Source organism: Streptomyces sp. H27-H5, assembly GCF_026627505.1.
Lineage (GTDB): Bacteria > Actinomycetota > Actinomycetes > Streptomycetales > Streptomycetaceae > Streptomyces.
Genome location: NZ_JAPNLK010000011.1, coordinates 61,954 through 78,985, shown reverse-complemented (window position 1 = coordinate 78,985; position 17,032 = coordinate 61,954). Strand labels below are relative to the sequence as shown.

At 70.3% G+C, this 17,032-nt stretch carries 19 protein-coding genes and 1 pseudogene; 11 read left to right on the top strand and 9 right to left on the bottom strand.

Annotated elements, in window-relative coordinates; genetic code table 11:
• The first annotated feature begins 11 nt into the window (after positions 1-11).
• Positions 12-1,112 carry a serine hydrolase domain-containing protein gene (locus tag OTB19_RS07530; RefSeq protein WP_267797236.1) on the top strand — a complete coding sequence of 367 codons (1,101 nt, stop codon included), beginning with the start codon at positions 12-14 and terminating at the stop codon, positions 1,110-1,112.
• A 166-nt stretch (positions 1,113-1,278) separates the two neighbouring features.
• On the opposite strand, the pseudogene OTB19_RS07525 reads toward OTB19_RS07530, so the two are convergent.
• Positions 1,279-1,602: pseudogene (locus tag OTB19_RS07525) on the bottom strand (MerR family transcriptional regulator); the annotation flags it as partial.
• Between the two features lie 548 nt (positions 1,603-2,150).
• The gene (locus tag OTB19_RS07520) at positions 2,151-3,065 is read right to left on the bottom strand and encodes a M48 family metallopeptidase (RefSeq protein WP_267797235.1); all 915 of its coding nucleotides are present in this window, start codon (positions 3,063-3,065) and stop codon (positions 2,151-2,153) included.
• 400 nt (positions 3,066-3,465) lie between these two features.
• Between OTB19_RS07520 and OTB19_RS07515 the strand changes: the two genes are divergently transcribed.
• Together OTB19_RS07515 and OTB19_RS07510 are read left to right on the top strand one after the other, a co-directional pair.
• Positions 3,466-4,128 carry a hypothetical protein gene (locus OTB19_RS07515; RefSeq protein ID WP_267797234.1) on the top strand — a complete coding sequence of 221 codons (663 nt, stop codon included), beginning with the start codon at positions 3,466-3,468 and terminating at the stop codon, positions 4,126-4,128.
• A gap of 55 nt (positions 4,129-4,183) precedes the next feature.
• Positions 4,184-4,591, top strand: a complete 408-nt coding sequence (locus OTB19_RS07510) for a hypothetical protein (protein WP_267797233.1) — start codon at positions 4,184-4,186, stop codon at positions 4,589-4,591.
• Positions 4,592-4,916: 325 nt separating this feature from the next.
• On the opposite strand, the gene OTB19_RS07505 is transcribed toward OTB19_RS07510, so the two are convergent.
• Complete coding sequence (locus tag OTB19_RS07505) at positions 4,917-5,456, bottom strand: MarR family winged helix-turn-helix transcriptional regulator (protein ID WP_267797232.1); 540 nt, start codon at positions 5,454-5,456, stop codon at positions 4,917-4,919.
• A gap of 96 nt (positions 5,457-5,552) precedes the next feature.
• Here OTB19_RS07505 and OTB19_RS07500 point away from each other — a divergent pair, with 96 nt between their 5' ends.
• The gene (locus OTB19_RS07500) at positions 5,553-6,032 is read left to right on the top strand and encodes an SgcJ/EcaC family oxidoreductase (RefSeq protein WP_267797231.1); all 480 of its coding nucleotides are present in this window, start codon (positions 5,553-5,555) and stop codon (positions 6,030-6,032) included.
• Between the two features lie 159 nt (positions 6,033-6,191).
• Here OTB19_RS07500 and OTB19_RS07495 read toward each other — a convergent pair whose 3' ends face one another.
• On the bottom strand, positions 6,192-6,509 hold the full coding sequence (locus OTB19_RS07495; protein WP_267797230.1) for a hypothetical protein: 318 nt from the start codon (positions 6,507-6,509) through the stop codon (positions 6,192-6,194).
• Positions 6,510-6,745: 236 nt separating this feature from the next.
• On the opposite strand from OTB19_RS07495, the gene OTB19_RS07490 reads away from it, so the two are divergent.
• Complete coding sequence (locus OTB19_RS07490; RefSeq protein WP_267797229.1) at positions 6,746-7,318, top strand: hypothetical protein; 573 nt, start codon at positions 6,746-6,748, stop codon at positions 7,316-7,318.
• Between the two features lie 188 nt (positions 7,319-7,506).
• Here the strand turns inward: OTB19_RS07490 and OTB19_RS07485 are convergent, their stop codons facing one another.
• Together OTB19_RS07485 and OTB19_RS07480 are read right to left on the bottom strand one after the other, a co-directional pair.
• Positions 7,507-7,746 (bottom strand): chaplin, encoded by a 240-nt coding sequence (locus tag OTB19_RS07485; RefSeq protein WP_267797228.1) that lies wholly within the window; start codon positions 7,744-7,746, stop codon positions 7,507-7,509.
• A gap of 355 nt (positions 7,747-8,101) precedes the next feature.
• Positions 8,102-8,542, bottom strand: coding sequence for a VOC family protein (locus OTB19_RS07480; RefSeq protein ID WP_267797227.1), 441 nt, complete (start codon positions 8,540-8,542; stop codon positions 8,102-8,104).
• A gap of 240 nt (positions 8,543-8,782) precedes the next feature.
• On the opposite strand from OTB19_RS07480, the gene OTB19_RS07475 reads away from it, so the two are divergent.
• The 3 genes from OTB19_RS07475 (at position 8,783) to OTB19_RS07465 (ending at position 11,397) form a co-directional block, all read left to right on the top strand.
• Positions 8,783-9,151, top strand: a complete 369-nt coding sequence (locus OTB19_RS07475; protein ID WP_267797226.1) for an amphi-Trp domain-containing protein — start codon at positions 8,783-8,785, stop codon at positions 9,149-9,151.
• Positions 9,152-9,454: 303 nt separating this feature from the next.
• Positions 9,455-10,720: a 2-isopropylmalate synthase gene (locus tag OTB19_RS07470; protein ID WP_267797225.1), complete on the top strand. Its 1,266-nt coding sequence runs from the start codon at positions 9,455-9,457 to the stop codon at positions 10,718-10,720.
• Positions 10,717-11,397, top strand: coding sequence for a hypothetical protein (locus OTB19_RS07465; protein WP_267797224.1), 681 nt, complete (start codon positions 10,717-10,719; stop codon positions 11,395-11,397). Before OTB19_RS07470 ends, OTB19_RS07465 begins: the two co-directional genes overlap by 4 nt.
• 64 nt (positions 11,398-11,461) lie before the next feature.
• Here the strand turns inward: OTB19_RS07465 and OTB19_RS07460 are convergent, their stop codons facing one another.
• Entirely contained in the window at positions 11,462-12,670 is a 1,209-nt protein-coding gene (locus tag OTB19_RS07460; RefSeq protein WP_267797223.1) for a serine hydrolase domain-containing protein, read from the bottom strand.
• A 279-nt stretch (positions 12,671-12,949) separates the two neighbouring features.
• Between OTB19_RS07460 and OTB19_RS07455 the strand changes: the two genes are divergently transcribed.
• Both OTB19_RS07455 and OTB19_RS07450 read left to right on the top strand, forming a co-directional pair.
• The gene (locus OTB19_RS07455; protein WP_267797222.1) at positions 12,950-13,822 is read left to right on the top strand and encodes an isocitrate lyase/PEP mutase family protein; all 873 of its coding nucleotides are present in this window, start codon (positions 12,950-12,952) and stop codon (positions 13,820-13,822) included.
• The gene (locus tag OTB19_RS07450; RefSeq protein WP_267797221.1) at positions 13,819-14,073 is read left to right on the top strand and encodes a hypothetical protein; all 255 of its coding nucleotides are present in this window, start codon (positions 13,819-13,821) and stop codon (positions 14,071-14,073) included. The genes OTB19_RS07455 and OTB19_RS07450 overlap by 4 nt, the downstream gene beginning before the upstream one ends.
• Before the next feature lie 188 nt (positions 14,074-14,261).
• Here the strand turns inward: OTB19_RS07450 and OTB19_RS07445 are convergent, their stop codons facing one another.
• Together OTB19_RS07445 and cynR are read right to left on the bottom strand one after the other, a co-directional pair.
• Complete coding sequence (locus OTB19_RS07445) at positions 14,262-15,056, bottom strand: VOC family protein (protein WP_267797282.1); 795 nt, start codon at positions 15,054-15,056, stop codon at positions 14,262-14,264.
• A 200-nt stretch (positions 15,057-15,256) separates the two neighbouring features.
• Entirely contained in the window at positions 15,257-16,162 is a 906-nt protein-coding gene (gene cynR, locus OTB19_RS07440) for a transcriptional regulator CynR (RefSeq protein WP_324290505.1), read from the bottom strand.
• Positions 16,163-16,287: 125 nt separating this feature from the next.
• Between cynR and OTB19_RS07435 the strand changes: the two genes are divergently transcribed.
• A complete protein-coding gene (locus tag OTB19_RS07435) occupies positions 16,288-16,890 on the top strand; it encodes a carbonic anhydrase (protein WP_267797220.1) in 603 nt (200 codons plus the stop codon).
• Positions 16,891-17,032: the final 142 nt, after the last annotated feature.

Below are 17,032 nucleotides of genomic sequence, written 5' to 3'. Positions count from 1 at the left end.
GACGCAGGGGCGTGGCGGCCGCGGCCGCAGTGGTCGTCGGCGTCCTGACCTTGAGCGCCCTGGCGCCGCCGACGTTCGCGGCCGGCCGGCCGGACACCGTCCAGCAGGGCCTGAACGCGCTGGTGCATGACGACGGCCTGCCCGCCGCGCTGGCGAGCGTCCAGGATCGCGAGGGCCCTCCCCGTGACTACACCGCCGGGGTGGGCGACGTACGCACCGGCTCGAAGGTGCCGGTCGACGGTCAGGTGCGGATCGGCAGCAGCACCAAGACGTTCACCGCGGTGGTCGTCCTGCAACTGGTCGGCGAAGGCAAGATCGACCTCGACGCCACGATCGACACCTACCTGCCGAACCTCGTCCGCGGGGACGGGATCGACGGAAGCCGCATCACGGTCCGTCAACTCCTCCAGCACACCAGCGGGCTGCCCGACTACGAAGACCTCGTGGCGGACGACATCCGGAGGCACGGCTACCTCGATCCCCGCGACATCCTCGACATCGCCTTCCAGCGCAAGGCTGTCTTCCCTCCCGGGAAGGGTTGGTCGTACAGCAACACGAACTACGTGGTGGCGGGCCTGATCGTCCAGAAGGTCACCCGTCGGCCGTTCGCCGAGGAGGTGGATCGGCGCGTCATCCAACGCATCGGGCTGCGCCACACCTACTTCCCGGCCCCCGGCGACATGACCATCCGCGAACGTCATCCCCACGGCTACACCCGGGACGCGGCGGGCGCGCCCCTGCGTGATGTCACGGAGCTCGACCCGTCCGTGGGCTGGGCGGCCGGTCAGATGATCTCCACCAACTCCGACGTCAACCGTTTCCTGACCGAGCTCCTGGCCGGCCGCCTTCTTCCGCCGGCCCAACTCGCCCAGATGCGCACCACCGTCCCCATCGAGGACACCGGTGCCGGCTACGGACTGGGGATCATGAGCAGGCCGCTGTCGTGCGGCGGTGTCTACTGGGGCCACGGCGGTGACATCGACGGGTACGAGACCCGGGGTGGGGTCACCGACGACGGCCGCGCGGCCACCGTCACGGTGACGAGCATCCCGGTCGACGGGGCGGGCACGCGGCGCGTCGAGAAGGTCGTGGACACGGCCCTGTGCCGCTGAGCCGCTGAGCCGCCGGTCCCGGAGTACGGCGCGAATGAGGGGTGCTTCTTCGCCGTCTCCCCGCCCCCGGGCCGGTTCGGCCGATCAGATCAGGGGTGCGGCCGGCCCGCCGGAGGAGATGCCCAGGCCTCAGGCCTGGGCCGATGAACCGGCCTGGACGGGCTTGGGGACAGGCCGATTCCGCTGCCCGGCGGTACTCATCGTTGATGCGCTGGGCTTCCTCGAGCTGGTCTTCGAGGACGATGATCCGGCAGGCCGCCTCGACGGGGGTGCCCTGGTCGACGAGTTCCCGGGCACGCGCCGCGATGCGCAACTGGTAGCGCGAGTACCGGCGGTGGCCTCCCTCGGAGCGCAGCGGTGTGATCAGGCGGGCTTCTCCGATCGCGCGGAGGAATCCGGGTGTGGTGCCGAGCATCTCGGCGGCCCGCCCCATGATGTAGGCGGGGTAGTCGTCGTCATCGAGCCGGCCGTTCGAATCGCCTGCTGTCATTTGCACCTCTCTGCGCAACGCGTGGAGGGGCCCGGGTGCCGTCTCGGCACCCGGGCCCCGAAGGAACTGCTACACCATCTGCCGACCCTGATACCGCGTCGGCCTTCTGTTTCCGCGCGCCCGACCGTCAATCTGCCGGGCATACGGGGATCGCGGTTGCTTGACCGGAGACCACCTCACTATCGATGTCCTGCGGTACCCGGACCCTGTCACCGCGTCCGGGCGATCCTGATGGCGCTTCGCTCCTCCGTTCATCCCTCGGGATCAACTGCTTGTCCAAACGGGATACTGCGAACCGCGCTCACTGTCGGCGCCACCACTGCACTGCACCGACCACGGTCCTGCTGACGGCGGCCCCTGATCACTACGGGCCGCCCGGTCCAGTGGCCAGTCCCGTCGCCGTCCTACCACCGCACTGGCTTCGGCACTCCACCACCGCACCGTTCCACAGACTGCAAATGCGGGTACTACTGCCCGGCAGTTCGTTTCTGCCAGGCCCTGCTGATCTCGACTACGAGAGAAACCATAACCAGACCACCGCGCAAAATCTACTCCAGCTGGCATAGATTTCCGTGCGCTCGGCGAGAGGGATATGTGAACCTCGGCAGGGTTGAAGAGTGTCGGTCCGGGGCACAAACGGCCGGGCAGGCAAGGCTGGACGCGGGTATCGAGCCGATCCGCGCGGCAAGTCCCTGCCACAGTTCCCGCTCGATGGCCTCGCGCGCCTCGCGGCCGCAGGAGCCGCTGTCGGCCCGGGTCGCCGCCATCGACTCGCGCCGCAGATGGGCCTCGACGGCGTCGCCGATCAGCAGCCGGTCCGGCATCGTGACGGCCGCGGCGGTCGAACCGGCTCGGGCCGCGCCCACGTCAGCCAGGCACTCGGCCCGCTGCGAGGCCCGCATCGTCAGGGCGTCGAGCAGGACGAACAGCCCGTAGACGGCCCAGCGCGGCAGGAACACCACGGCGTTCGCGCACAGGTGCACCAGGCTCACCGCGGAGTGCGGGACCAGGAAGGAGTACCAGTGGGCCAGGGTCCGCAGCGCTCCGTGCGTGACGAACGCGGAGCGGACGTCCCCGTTCGCGAGGTGCCCGAGCTCGTGGCCCAGCAGGGCCACGCGTTCCTGGGGCGAGAGGACCTCCCACAGTGATGCACCCAGGCACATCACCCGCCGGCCGCGGATCCCGTACGCGCTGACCCCGGCGTTGTGCGCGGCGTCCACCACCACCGCGTGTACGCCGGTCGTGCCCACGGCCGCCGCCACCTCGTCGATCAGCTCGAAGAGCCGGGGCGCGTCGGCGCGGTGGAGCACCGGCGCGTGCCGTGGGAGCCGGCCCGGCCGGGGCAGCAATGCCGCCACGACTGCCAGGAGCAGGACGCCGAGGATCGGCAGGATGCGGGTGTGCCACCCGGCGATGATCAGCGCCCCCGCGGCCAGCAGCAGCCCGCCGGTGACCGAGCGCACCAGCAGGGCGACGCCGAAGGCCAGAACGGTCGACCTGTCCGACCCGCCCCGCCCGGCCGCGGCTGCCTGCCCACTCCGTTCGATCTCCTCCGTGCTGCCCGTGACGCATGGCCAAGCGCCGGCGGAACACCGCGAGGCGGCCCCGGTTCGGATCCGGTGCGCTCGGATCCACGTTCCAATCGCAGGCCGCACACCAGCTCACGAACCGCGTACTCACGGAGACGTCGGCCCCGCACCCCTTTTGGTCAGGAACACACCTGTTGTGACAACACGGGGTAGGTGAGGGGGACGTCCAGGACTTGTCCGGGCAATCAAGGTGAGGGAGAACAAGGTCGATCGATGCGACCAATGACCCCGAGATGCCGTCTCCTCGGGTGGAAGTCCGCGCTCAGGGGGAGCCATGAATCATCGCTCGGGCCGTGCACTCGGCATGACGGTCGCCGCGTCAGTGGGTTTGGTCGGCTTGGTGGGTCTGGTCGGCTGCGGCAGCGACAGTGGTAAGCCGCTCGACGGCCCTGCGCCCGCGTCCCGCTCATCTGCCGTACCCGGGCACGTTGCCGCCTACCGTGCCGGATACACCGCGGGCAAGGCCGTCTACGACGCCTCCGGGAAGGGGGCGGCCGTGCGCGAGACCGTATGGGGCGGCTGTACGCGCCGGGCCCTGCAAGCCGGCAGCGCCGCCGAGACGGATCGTGGCGCCTGGGTGCGAGGCTGCCTCAACGGCGTCGCCAACGCTCCTGAGCGGTTGCCCACCGGCCACGTGACCCAGCGGACCACGGACGCCACCATGCTGGACCGATTCCGCACCTGGGCCCGTACCAAGGGCGAGGGGCAGGGAATCGAGCACGTCCGCATGCTGACCATCGCCCAACTGACCGAACATGACTATGACGTTGAACTGAACACGGACTACCCGGCAGGGCCTTCCGGAGATCCGGGCGCTGAGACGCTTGCCCAGAGTTTCGTCGAGTGGTGGGACGGCGATCACGGCCGGGACGGAACAGCCAGGAACGTCCTGATACTTGGCGCCGATGGAACGAGGCTGTCCGCGCGGCGGATCTGAGGAGCGCCAACGGCCCGTAGCGACGTTCCCCGCGCAAGTACCGGATGGGTGCCGGGTGGCCGCCTTCGACCGCAGGGTCCGTGCGGGTGCCCTGCCGCCCACCCTCGGGATACAGGACCGGTCGTACGCCTTCGACTTCGAGGCCAACGACTGCCGGATCCTCGACTCCGACTACGAGACGGAGCTCTCGGACGACGACGTGTGGTCGATCGGTGCCGACGGCGGAGGCAACTACTTCGTCGTACTCGCCGGCGGTCGGGTCGCGATGTGGTTTCACGAGGAGGAGGTCATCGAGGCGGATACCCAGTTCGACAACCTCGACGTGTTCCTCTGGACGGTGGTCCGATACCACGCCGTCCGGGCCGGCGTCCTTGACCTGGCCGAGGTGGAGGCGGACCTCCGGCGCCTCGGCCAACCGGGTGTACTGGCACCGGAGATCGGCCTCCTGGCCACTTCGGCCTGACAGGGGGCGGATGCCCGCCCTGTGGTGTGGCGCAGGCACACAACGGGCACGGACGAGCCGGCCCCGGGCAGGCGCTGGGGCGCCCTCACGCCTTCCCTCCGCGCCGGCGCCTAGTGCTGTGGCCGGAAAGGTTTGCCGGGTCGCGGTGTCCGGTGCGGTGCATCGCAAGGCGGAGGACTGCCGCTTGTACTGGACGTACTCGGGCGGTTCGACAACGCGGCGAGGTGCCGTGCCGGGCGCCGTGACACGGTGAACCTTCCCGGTCACAGCACTAGCTGCGCTTGAACCAAGGAGCCGGGCCCGACAACGGAGCGGCTCCGCACGTCTATCCCGCATCCGGGCCGCCGCTGCCCTGGGCGGATGGCCGCGTCCGGGTGGCGGTCTTGCTCCGCCGGGGCTGGGTGTTCTGTCGGATTTCCTCGGTCGCCGCCCGGAACGCGGGCGCCGCTCGGGCGAAGTAGTCGAAGAGCAGGGCCTGCTGCTCGGGTGTGTAACCGCTGATCACATCGGAGATGTGGCGGCGAGCCGGTCCGACAATGTCCTCGATTCGGTCCAGTGCGTCCGGCACGGGTTCGACGATGACCCGGCGACGGTCGTTGACGTCGGCGGCGCGACGGGCGTATCCGGCGCGTTCGAGGCGGTCGATGAGCCGGGTGGTCGCGCCGGTGGTGAGTCCCGTGCGTGAGGCGAGCTCACCGGAGGACAGGCCTCCCTCCAGAGTGATGAGGCTGAGGGCGTACCACTCCGAGGTGTGCAGTCCGGCCGCCTCGGCGCCGGCCAGGCCCTGTAGACCCACGGCGTCGAGGTACTGACGGAAGATCAGGTGCGCGTCAGTGCGATCGGCTGTTGCATCGGGTGTTGCCATGACGGAGAACCCCTCCTACATTGATATCTGCACGCATGCAGATACTGCTTAGAGTCAGTATCTGCATCAGCCTAGTGAGTCGACAGGGGGTCCGTCATGCAGTCAGACGCCGGTATGGGTCACACCAGCCCCACCATCGGAGCGGAAGCCGCCGTGCGGAAGGTGCCGGCCGAGCTCGTCGCCGCATGGGGGCGTCACGACGCGGAGGCGTACGGCGCGCTCTTCACCGAGGGCGCCTCGTACACCACCTACATCGGCACCCTCTACCGCGGACGACGAGACATCGTGGAAAGCCACCGCACGCTCTTCGCCGGCTTCCTCAAAGGCACCCGGCTGGCCGACGAGATACTCGACGTCCGTTTCCACGGCCCGGGCGTAGCGGTGATCACCGGGCGAGGTGACACGTACAAGGGCAAGCGGCCTCGGAAGCTCGGCAAGGTACAGACGTACACCGTCGTCCTCGAAGAGGACGGGCAGTGGCGGATCGCCGCGTTCCACAACACCAGGCGCAAGCCGCTCATGGAAGCCGTGTCGTACAAGGTCGCCCCTGGTCTCGTCCCGGCCGCCGAGCGATGAGCGAACGGCCGCGCGCCCGTCGTCCGAGGAAGGGGACGGACGCCGGCGGATCGCCGCTTTCCACGGCGCCCGACACCGACCCGCCCTGGGGCCGAGAAGTGTGAGGCCGGATGGTCAAGCCCGGTCGCCCGGCCTCACAGCCCGGCGACCGGCTCGCTGTCATTCGGTGTCGTCGAGGGCGAGGGTGAGGGCGAGGTTCTGGAGAAGCTCCTCGGTGGGGTTCTCGGGATCGGTGTCGTCGTGGGCGTCGGCGACCGCCTGGAACGCCAGGATGAATCCGGTGACCAGCGCGTTGAACGGCTGGGACACCTGTTCCAGTACGGCGAGCCCCGTCTCTTCCGGCCCGGCCCCGGCGGGGACGAGGAACTGCGAGGGCACCACATCCGCCAGCAGACCCGAGACGAAATCGCTGTCGGCCCCGGACCTCAAGGCTGTGAGAGCGGCGATGGCTTTGAGTTGGATCTCGTTGTCCGTCACCATGCCGAGCGTAGACCGCCGGCGGCGGACACGGCCTCCCCGCCGCCTCGGGTTCCACTACCTGGACTCCGAATCGTGCCGGGAATCCACCGCGGCGCCGCCCGGGGTTTCCGTGCGCGACGGCGGCCGCCGGACACAAACGCAGCCGGCGCGTTTGCGAGCGGCCAGGCGGGTCAGACGTCTCCATGACGTGTGCGGTTTGTCCCCCTGGGGCGCGGGTGATCGGAGGCGCGACCATGCAGAACAAGCCGGAGCGATCCCGACGGGCCTCGGATCCCGATCGCCTGTTGGGCCTGTATCTGAACGATCATCTCGCCGGTGCGGGGGCCGGGGTGGCCCTGCTGCGGCGGATGACCCGATCCCACCGGGATACCGCTGCCGAACCGCGGCTCGTGGACCTCGCAGAAGCGGTGACTGCGGACCGCGACAGCCTGCGCGAGATCATGACGGCCCTCGACGTGCCGCTGAGGCATCGCAGGATGCTCTTGGGCGTTCTGGCGGAGAAAGCGGGTCGTCTGAAGCTCAACGGGCGATTGATCTCCCGGTCGCCGCTCAGCGATGTGCTCGAACTGGAGGCGATCCGGGTGGGGGTGGAGGGCAAGAAGGAACTTTGGCGGGCGCTACGGATCGTGTCCCGCTTCGATCCGCGGATTGACGGCGAGGCCATGGGTCGCCTGCTGGCGCGGGCCGAACGCCAGGCCGATGCCTTGGAAACCCTGCGGCTGACGGCGGTGGAGGGTGCCTTCGACGCCCGGGCTCACCGTCGTCCGCGTGGAGTCACGCCCCGCCCCCACCCGCGAATGACCTGAAGGCAGCCCTGGGGCCGCTGGAACGGCCGAGGGCGCCGCCACAGGGCAGGGCACGGCACGGCAGGGCGCATACCCACGTCGTTGCGCAAGCGCGGGAAGAAGTGGCGGCGGACCCTGCGAAACAGGGCATCGGCGCCGTCACGGGTGGCAGCTTCGAAGGCTGCCACCCGCACTGCGTACCGGCGGTGTCAGCTGTTGATGCAGGTGTTGCCGAAGCTGGGGTTGAGGACGGAGACGAGGCCGATCGAGTTGCCGCACACGTTGATCGGGACGTGGATCGGAACCTGGATGACGTTGCCGGACAGGACGCCCGGCGAGCCGACGGCTACGCCGTCCGCGTTCGCGTCGGCCGACGCCACCGAGGCCCCGCCCACGACCACGGCACCGGCGGCCAGGGCAAGCGCGAAACTCTTCAGGACACGCGACATGCGGAATCTCCTTCATGACTGACATCACCTACGCGACGCCCTCAGGCGTGCCGTACGACCCCGGCGGGGTCCGCACTCTTCTTCTTCGGCCACCTTCGGCCACCGCACGCCTTCAGCCTGGCCCCGGCCCGCTCATTCGCCCGAAGGAATCGCCCACGACTCCAGTTGGCCGCAGCCGATCGGGCCGGCGGCGCCTGCTCCCGTTCGCCCTTCAGCCGACGAACGCCTGTTACGCCGTCTGCCGTGCGCGGGTCGCGGCGCGTGGGTCGCGGAGCGGATCGTTCGTCCTGGTCAGCCGCAGGTCGGTCGCAGGCCAGCCGCGAGGTTGGTCGCAGGTCAGCCGCGACGAGCTCTGTCAGCCGATCCGTTCGGCCAGGGCGACGATGATGCCGGCGGGGCCGCGGAGGTTGCAGAGCCGGTAACTGTCCTCGTACCGCGCCACCTCGCCGAGGAGCTCGGCGCCGTGGGGGCGCAGGCGGGTGACGGTGTCGTCGATGTCGTCGACGGCGAACATGACCCTGTGCAGGCCCACGGTGTTGGGCGGCGGGTTGACCGGACTGGCGCCGATCGCCTCAGGGGTTCGGAACACCGTCAGCTCCAGCCTGCCGTGGCCGTCCGGGGTCCGCATCATCGCGATGACACTGCGGACGCCGTCGAGTCCGAGCATGCGGTCCGCCCCGGCGTTCTCGATCTCCGCCGTGCCTTCCAGTTCCATGCCGAGTTCGGCGAAGAAGGCGATGGCCGCGTCCAGGTCCTCGACGACAATGGCCACGTTGTCCATCCGCTGAAGCGCCATATGGTGGTTCTCCTTCTTCGCGTTCTTCATCGCACAGCCGTTGCGGCAACGGAAACACCCGGGACGGAGCCGGCGTCACCTTCTCGACACTCGGCGCGTGACGGGTTCTCCGAGGGACTGGTACCGGCGGGCGGGGCCGGCCAGGCCTCTCCGGACCCTCGATCAATCATGAGATGTCCGATCCGGCATATGACCCCAGAATGGACGTTATGTACTGCCTGTCCAGGATGGGAAGGAAACATGTCGGATCTCAAGTTTGAGCAGAAGCGCTCGCTGTCCCGTCTGGAGGCGGCTGACCAGCTCACGGCCCTCGCGGCCGCGCTGAGGAAGGGCGGGGAGGTCGACCTGGAACTCGGTGCCGGAACGCTGAGCCTGCGGATCCCTGAAGACCTTCGCAGCGAGATCGAGATCGAGATCGGCGACGGGGAGATCGAGCTGGAGATCGAGTTCAAGTGGCCGACCTCACCGCGCCGGAAGGCGCCGTCGCAGGTGGCCGCCGCCCCCGCGAAGGCCCCGACGCCAAAGACCACGCCCACCGCCAAGGCCGGCCCCGGCAGCACGGCCACCGGCGGCAAGAACACCAAGCGATCCGCCACGAGGACGTCGTGAGCCGCAGCGCGCGGCTGGTCCCGCGCGGCGCACTGGCGGGTTCTCTCGACGGAGCAGCGGCGGCGTGACCGAGCAGTTCCACCACCCAGGCGGGTGGGTCCGGGAGCGGTGGGCCGACCGGGCGTGAGCAGCGGCCCGGGCGGCCGGGAACGACCCCTGCCTACGTCGTGTGACCTGGCAGTTTAAGGCCTCGGGGCCCTCCATGGGGGCAAGCCGGGGATACTCGACGGCGTGGGTGGCGGGCGTCCTACAGTGCCGACAGAACGCCCTCCTCCGGTGGGGGCACGGCACTGGGGACGTGTGATGGACAGGGATCTGGTCCGGGAGTCCGCCTCGGCAGGACGGGTGGTGCTCTGGGAGGAATCGGCGCGCGACGGCGCGCAGGCCAAGACGCTCATGGGCGCCGGCCTGCGGGTGCGGCTGGCTCGGGAACAGGGGCGGATATTCGGCGCGCACGGGCCGCGCCACGTGGTGTTCGCGGCCGGGTTCCCGGCCGTGTGCGCCGAGGAGTTCGAAGCCGTACGGCGGGTCGCCGTGGAGGGCGAGGGTGCGGTGAGCGTGGCGGCGGTGTGCCGGGGCACCCGGGACGACGTGCGGCAGGCCGTCGCCTCCGTCCGGGGGACTACGAACGCCCGGGTGATGGTGGTGGTCCCCGCGTCCGAGGCCATGGCCGGGGTGATGACCCACACCGGGGCCGCCGAGGCGCTCGCCGCCGGTACGGCCCTGGTCAAGGAGGCCCGGGAGCTGGACGACGGGGTGGCTGTGGACGTCTGCCTCGCGGACGCCTCGCGGGCCGACCACGGGCTGATGGGCCGCTACGCGGCGGAGATGACCGGCGCCGGAGCGGGGGTGGTCGTCCTGGCCGACACGGTCGGGAACCAACTGCCGCAGGAAGCGAGGCGGATGTTCGCCGAGGTCGGTTCGGCGGCCGGCCCGGACACGGTGCTCGCCTCCCACCTCCACAACGACCTCGGGCTGGGCCTCGCCAACTCGCTGGAGGCGCTGAGGGCGGGCGTGCGGGTGCTGTCCAGCGCCTGGCTGGGCATCGCCGAGCGCAGCGGCATGGTCGCCACCGAGCAGTTGCTGTTCCTCCTGGCCCACCGACCGGAGCTGGCAGGGCAGTTACCGGCAGAGGGCCCGAGCGGGGAGTCGGGCGGGGGCGCCGGTCCGTGGTGGACCGAACCCGATCTGCGCCGGCTGCCGGAGATCGCCCGCATGGTGTCGGCCGCCACCGGGGTGCCGTTGAGCGTGACCACGCCCATCGTCGGGACGGGCGTGGGCACCATCTCCACCGGCACCCCGTTCGTGCACCCCGGGCTGTTCCAGCCCTTCGACCCGGAAGCACTCCTCGGCATCGAGCCGCGGGTCGTACTGACCCAGCTGGCCAGCGCGCGCGTGGTCACCGCCGTCGCCGCGCGGCTCGGGTACGCACTCGACTCGGCGCAGGCCCGCGCCGCGATGGGCTGGGTGAAGGCCGTCGCCTTCCGGACCGGGCGCGCCATGGTCGACGAGGCCGCCTTCGCCGCCTACCTCGACGGGCTGCTGCACCCGGTGGCGGGTGCGCGGTGAACGCCCGTACCGACGTGGTGGACGAGGGCGCGGCCCGGCGGCTGCTGGGCCGCGGGGCGGCCGTGGTCCTGCCGAACCCGGCCCCGCTGACGTACGTCGTGGCGGGTACCGACCCGAGCGGGGTCAACACCGCCAAGGGCAGGCCCGCGGACCAGCCCGTCGCCCTGTGGGCCCATGACCTTGGAACCTTCACCGAATCGGCGCGGGGAATGGACCTGGACGCGGGCGGGGTGCAGCTGGCCGGGAGGCTGCTGGAAGAGGAGCGGATCACCCTCCTCGTGCCGCTCCGCCCGGGTCACGCTCATCCTGACTGGCTCGCTCCCGCGAGCAAGGAGGGCTGGGCGCTGCTCTTCGGCGCCCGCTGGTCGCCACTGCTGCCCGTACTCGAACCGTTCCCCGTGCTCTACGTCTCCAGCGCCAACCGCACCGGCCACCCGCCGGCCGCCTCAGCCGAAGCCGCACGGGGCATGTTCCCGCACGCCCCGGTCCTCGATGGCGCCGACGTCCTCGATGTCCCAGACGGCGGAACGAGCGCGGGTCGCAGGGCCACCACCACCCTGCGCCTGAGCCGCGAGGGAGCGTTCTCCCTCCACCGCCACGGCGCCCAGGACCAGCCCTACCCGACGGCGCAGGCCTACCTCGACGCACTGCGCGCCCGCTTGCGGACGCCGTCCTGAACCTCGACCACGCGGTGGTGGACACGGCCCCATGGCGCCGCGCTCCTGGCCGTCATGCCGGGCCTCAGCTCTTGGGCTCGGTCGGTTTGTGGCCCGGGTAGACGTGCTCCGGGGCCACGATGGAGGTGACCGCCTCTCCGAAGAGGGTGCTCGGCTCCTGGCCGTCGACCGTGACGTCGGTGTTCAGCTCGATGACCATCGTGGCGTCGCCCTCGGGGAGGTAGACGGTCAGCGTCTCGTACCCGGGGATCGAACCGTTGTGGCCGATCCAGCCCTGGACGTCGAAGATGCCCAGGCCGTAGGAGGCCCCCGGGATGACCCCGATGGGCTGGGTCTTGAGGCGTTGGGCCTGGGTCGCGGGCTTCAGCAGGGTGCCCGTGGCCACGGTCTTCGCCCAACTGCGCAGGTCCTGGAGGTTGGAGATCATCGCGCCGGCGGCCCAGGCCCAGGAGGGGTCCCAGTCGGTGGAGTTCACGATCTTCCCCGAGAGGCTCTGGTTCGTGTAGCCCTGCGGGTGCGGGTCGGGATACTCACCGCCGGTCGGGAAGAGGGTGCCGCCCAGGTTGGCCGGCGCGAGCACGTCCTGGTTGATGACCTCGCGCAGCGGGCGACCGGTGATCTTCTCCACGACCAGGCCCAGCAGGATCAGGTTGGTGTTGGAGTACTCGAACGTGGCGTTCGGCGCGAAGTTCACCGGGTGCTTGAAGGAGTAGGCCAGCAGCTCCTTGGGGGTGAAGACGCGGTTGGGGTTCGTCAGGAGCGCCTTGTCGAAGCCCCCGTCCTCGCTGTAGTTGAAGAGTCCGCTGCGCATGCCCGCCAGCTCGCGCAGCGTGATCTTGTCGCCGTTCGGGACGCCGGCGATGTACGTGCCGATGGGGTCGTCCAGGCCGATCTTCCCCTGGTCGACGAGCTGGAGCAGGGCGGTGACCGTGAAGGTCTTCGTTTCGCTGCCGATGCGGAAGTTCAGGTCGGTCTTCATCGGAGCGCCGGTCGCCTTGTCGGCCACGCCGAAGGTCTTCACGTAGCTGCCCTTGCCGGGGGCCCACAGGCCCACGATCGCGCCCGGGACCTTGGTCTCGCGCAGGGTCTTCTCAATGGCCGCGTCCAGTTTCGCCTTGACGGCCGGGGTGAGGGCGACGAAGGCGTCGCCGGCGGACGGTGAGGGGGTGGCCGCACCCTGGGCAGTGGTCGCGGCGCCCAGTGGGGCGATGAGGAGGGTGGCCGCCGCGCCGGTCACGCAGGCCCGGCGCAGTCGTATGAGGGTTGGGTTCACCGCACGGCCTCCTGTCGTCCGGGGGAGCCGGAAGGCAATCCCCAGGCTAGGGCCGAGTGGGTGAGTGCGCGCGGCGAGCGGGCCGGCGCCGGGAAGGCCCTGCACACCGCCAAGTGACCTTTCTCTGGTGAACGGACTACGCCGTTGGTGTGAGCGACACAGCGCAGTAACCGTTCCCCCGCAAATGGTCAGGAAATGATCTGCATTGGGTAAAGCGCCGCCGTGTCGCGGCGGCATCCTCTCCCCGACTCGCCTCGCCCTCTTCGAAGGAGCCTGCTCATGAGTTACGGAAACACGCTGCGCGAAGCGATCGCCGAGCCGGGCACGACCCCGCTGATCGGCGTGTACGACATGTACTCTGCGTCGGTCGCGGCCGGGCACTACGACGGCATGTTCGTGTCCGGGTTCGGCTTCGCGGCCTCCTACTACGGGCTGCCCGACATCGGCTTCATCGCGTGGCCCGACATGATGGCCTTCGTCCAGCGGCTGCGCGGCGCCTTCCCCCGCCACCACCTGCTGGTCGACATCGACGACGGCTACGTCGATCCCGAGGTCGCCTGCCACGTCGTCGAGGGACTGGAGCGGATCGGCGCCTCCGGCGTCATCCTCGAAGACCAGAAGCGGCCCCGCCGGTGCGGGCACGCGGACGGCAAGCAGGTCCTGCCGTTGGAGGAGTACCTGGAGAAGCTCCACATGGTGCTCGCCACGCGCAAGGACCTGGTCGTCGTCGCCCGCACCGACGCGACGGAGGAGGCCGACATCCTCCGCCGTGCGGAGGCACTGGCCGCGACCGAGGCCGATGTGGTGCTGGTCGACGGGGTTCGCAGTGTGGAGTGGATCGAGCGGATCCGCGAAGCCGTCGGCGACAAACCGCTGTTGTTCAACCAGATCGCCGGTGGCAAGTCCCCCCGCCTTTCGCTGAGCGAGCTGGGCGATCTCGGCATCGACGTGGCGATCTACAGCACGCCGTGCCTGTTCGCCGCACACCGGGCCATGGACACCGCCCTCGCCGAGCTCCGACTCTCCGACGGACGCCTGCCCGCAGCCGACGAAGGCCAGGAGATCGGGGTCATCGAGTCCACCCGCCTCTTGGCGAAGAACATCACCCGCCACCACGCCCTGCCTGCGGCCCGCGAAGGCGCCGGCGTGTGACCGGTGCGCACCTGCGGGCCGCCGCCTGGCTGGCGATGGCCCTGATCGGGGCCGCCGCCGCGCCGGCCGCCGCCGGCGAAAGCCTGATCACCGTCATCGACAACTCCCACGCCGACTCCATCCTGGAAGTCGATCGAGCGGCCAACTTCCAAAGCGGCAGCGGTACCGCCGGGAGCGACCACGACGGCAGCGCCGTCGACATGCTCGCCACCCTCGTCCACACCGTTCGGCCCGGCGAGGAGGGCACCTGACAGAGCGGCGGCCGGGCAATGAGTGCCCGGCCGCCGCAGTCACACCGTTCGCAACCGGCCGAGAGCACAACCCCCCGAAGTACGGCCGCTGTGGGTGGGGCAACCGTCATACCTGGCTGGGCTTTGCCCCGCCCCGGGTCGCAGGGCGTCGGGACGGTGCGACCCTCGGGGTCAGGATGGCTCGGGGATCAGGGCTGCTCGGGGGCGGAGGCGGTGATCACCGAGAAGGCTCCGCCCTGCGGGTCGGCGAGGACGGCCATTCGGCCGGCCGCCATGTCGAAGGCGGGGGCGAGGACGCTGCCGCCGGCGCGGACGGCCGCGGCCTGGACCTCGTCGACGCTGTCCGCGTGGAAGTACGGCTGCCAGTGCGGGGGAACGCCCGGCGGGAGCTTGGACAGGTCCATCATCCCCCCGACCGCGCGGTCGTCGACCTTGAACTCGATGTACTCCTCGGCGCCGGGCATCTCGGAGCGGGCCGTGGTGACCGGCAGGACGGATGAGTAGAACGCGGAGGCGGCCGGGAGGTCGGCGGTGGTCAGCTCGTTCCAGATGAGCGCGCCGTGCTCGTTGACGATGCCCGCGCCGTCGAAGGTGCCCGGCTGCCACAGGCCGACGACCGCGCCCGTCGGATCGGCGATCACGGCCATCCGGCCGAGGTCCATGACGCCCATCGGGCCCATCATGACCGTGCCGCCCGCGTCGCTGACGGACGCGAGGGTGCCGTCGATGTCGGCGGTGGACAGGTAGGTGGTCCACACCGTGGGCGGCAGCGGGTCGGGGACGCTGCCGTCCGGGTTGCTCGCCTTCATGATCCCGGCGACCGGCTTGCCCTTGAGGGTGCAGACGGCATAGCCGCCCTGCTCGGCGGGGCCGACCTCGCCCTGCCAGCCGAAGAGGTCGCAGTAGAAGTCGATGGCGGCCTGCTGGTCGGGAACCATCAGGTCGATCCAGCACGGGGTGCCGGGCTTGTAGGGGCCGTTCATGTCGGGCACGGATGCCTCCGTCTGTGACTGGGGAAGGACGGGCCGTCCCCTACCCGGCCCTCACACCCCGAACCGGGCCGTACGGGTGACGCCGCGCTGCTCCCCCGTGCCGCCGGTGGGAGCACCCGTGCACGCTCCGACCTGCCCGGAGGCCGTCCGCTTCCGCGGCGCGTGGCCGCTTCCCGTCAGGCCGCTTCCCGTCAGGCCGGGGCGTAGTCACGGCTACGGATGTGGTCGTGGATGAGGCCGATGAAGGCGCGGGCGGCGGCGCTCTGGTAGGCGTTCTCGCGGTGGAGGAGGGCGACGGTGCGGGCGGGGAGGGCCGGCTCGACCGTGACGGGGACGAGGCGGGGGTGCTCGTGGGTGAGGGCGTCGGGCAGGACGGTGGCCAGGTCGGTGCGTTGGACGATTTCGGTCAGGGCCTGGATGGAGTTGGCTTCCACGGCGATGTGGGGCCGCACCTTGTGGTCGGTGAAGTAGGCGTCGATATGGCTGCGGGTCGCGAAATCGCCGCTCAACAGGGCCAGTTGGTGTGCAGCGAGATCTCGAACGGGCAGTGGCCGCGTGTCGGCCCCTCCGGACCGGTCGATGCCGGTGACGAGGCTGAGGGTCTCGGTGAACAGGGCCGTGGGGGTGATGCCGGTCAGGTGGGAACCGTGGAAGGCGATGCCGAGGTCGAGGTCGTCGGCCAGCAGGCCGGTCTCGATGCGGTCCTGGGTCATTTCCCGCACGTCCAGGGTGATGCCGGGGTGGTGGATGTGGAGGGCCGCGGCGAGGGGGCCGACGAGGTAGGCGGTGAAGGTGGGAGTGACGGCAAGGCGCAGGTGGCCGCGGGAGAGATCGGCGACGTCCACGACGGCGCGTTCGGCCGCGGCCAGGTCGCGGAAGGCCCTGCGGGCGTAGTGCGCGTAGGCCTCGCCGGCGTCGGTGAGACGGATGGCGCGGCCGGTGCGGTCGAGCAGTTGGGCGCCGACGGTGCGTTCGAGCTGCTTGATCTGTTGGGAGAGGGTGGGTTGGGAGATGCGCAGGTGCTCGGCGGCACGGGTGAAGCTGGCCTGCTCCGCCACGGCGAGCAGGTAGCGAAGGTGACGAAGTTCCAGAGCCATGACCGCAACTATAGATGGCATCGATAGAAGCCATGGCTATTGCGTCTTGGACACTATAGGAGCAGGTCATGCATGGTGGATCTCGCCGGCCCGGAGAGGCGGGCGACCACCGAAGGAGAGAGACCATGCACGACCTCACAGAAGGCGTCACGCGGTTCCGGCGCTATGTGTACCCGGCCAGGGCGGGCCTCTTCGCCGAGCTCGCCTCGACCCACCGGCCGAGGACGTTGTTCATCGGCTGCTCCGACGCCCGGGTCGTCCCGGAGCTGATCACCCAGAGCGAGCCGGGCGATCTGTTCGTCATCCGGACCGCCGGGAACCTCGTCCCCGCCCACGCTCCCGGCCCGGACGGCGTCGCGGCAAGTGTCGAGTACGCCGTGGCCGTCCTGAACGTCTCCGAGATCGTTGTCTGCGGCCACTCCGCCTGCGGGGCGATGACCGCGCTCGCCGAGGGCCACGACTTGAGCGGCGCGCCCGCCATGGCCGACTGGTTGCGCCACGCGGACGCCTCCCGGGCCCGTACCGGCGGCGAGGCCGGGGCACGGACGGTGGATGCGTTGGTACGGGAGAACGTGCGCGCCCAGATGGCGAACCTGGCCACCCACCCCTCGGTGGCCCGCGCCCTGGCAACCAAGACGGTCACCTTGCACGGCTGGGTCTTCGACATCCCCACGGGGGCCGTCGTGGAACTCGACGCCACCGGCCGAGCGGCCGCCCTCACCGCCTGATTGCAAGGCCGGCGCGGCCCGACCTCTGCCGCTCCGACGCCTGGAATCGCCCGGGACCGACCGAGATCCGCCCGGGATCCCTCCCCCACCCCCAGAACCGTCGTGCACCGCAATCCGGGTGAACGGCGCCCCCGAAAGGACA

Coding starts and splice junctions, on each gene's coding strand:
- OTB19_RS07500 (WP_267797231.1), top strand. CDS start 5,553: ATGCAGTCAGACGCCGGTATGGGTCACACCAGCCCCACCATCGGAGCG.
- OTB19_RS07490 (WP_267797229.1), top strand. CDS start 6,746: ATGCAGAACAAGCCGGAGCGATCCCGACGGGCCTCGGATCCCGATCGC.
- OTB19_RS07515 (WP_267797234.1), top strand. CDS start 3,466: ATGAATCATCGCTCGGGCCGTGCACTCGGCATGACGGTCGCCGCGTCA.
- OTB19_RS07485 (WP_267797228.1), bottom strand. CDS start 7,746: ATGTCGCGTGTCCTGAAGAGTTTCGCGCTTGCCCTGGCCGCCGGTGCC.
- OTB19_RS07445 (WP_267797282.1), bottom strand. CDS start 15,056: ATGAACGGCCCCTACAAGCCCGGCACCCCGTGCTGGATCGACCTGATG.
- OTB19_RS07455 (WP_267797222.1), top strand. CDS start 12,950: ATGAGTTACGGAAACACGCTGCGCGAAGCGATCGCCGAGCCGGGCACG.
- OTB19_RS07435 (WP_267797220.1), top strand. CDS start 16,288: ATGCACGACCTCACAGAAGGCGTCACGCGGTTCCGGCGCTATGTGTAC.
- OTB19_RS07470 (WP_267797225.1), top strand. CDS start 9,455: ATGGACAGGGATCTGGTCCGGGAGTCCGCCTCGGCAGGACGGGTGGTG.
- cynR (WP_324290505.1), bottom strand. CDS start 16,162: ATGGCTCTGGAACTTCGTCACCTTCGCTACCTGCTCGCCGTGGCGGAG.
- OTB19_RS07480 (WP_267797227.1), bottom strand. CDS start 8,542: ATGGCGCTTCAGCGGATGGACAACGTGGCCATTGTCGTCGAGGACCTG.
- OTB19_RS07475 (WP_267797226.1), top strand. CDS start 8,783: ATGTCGGATCTCAAGTTTGAGCAGAAGCGCTCGCTGTCCCGTCTGGAG.
- OTB19_RS07505 (WP_267797232.1), bottom strand. CDS start 5,456: ATGGCAACACCCGATGCAACAGCCGATCGCACTGACGCGCACCTGATC.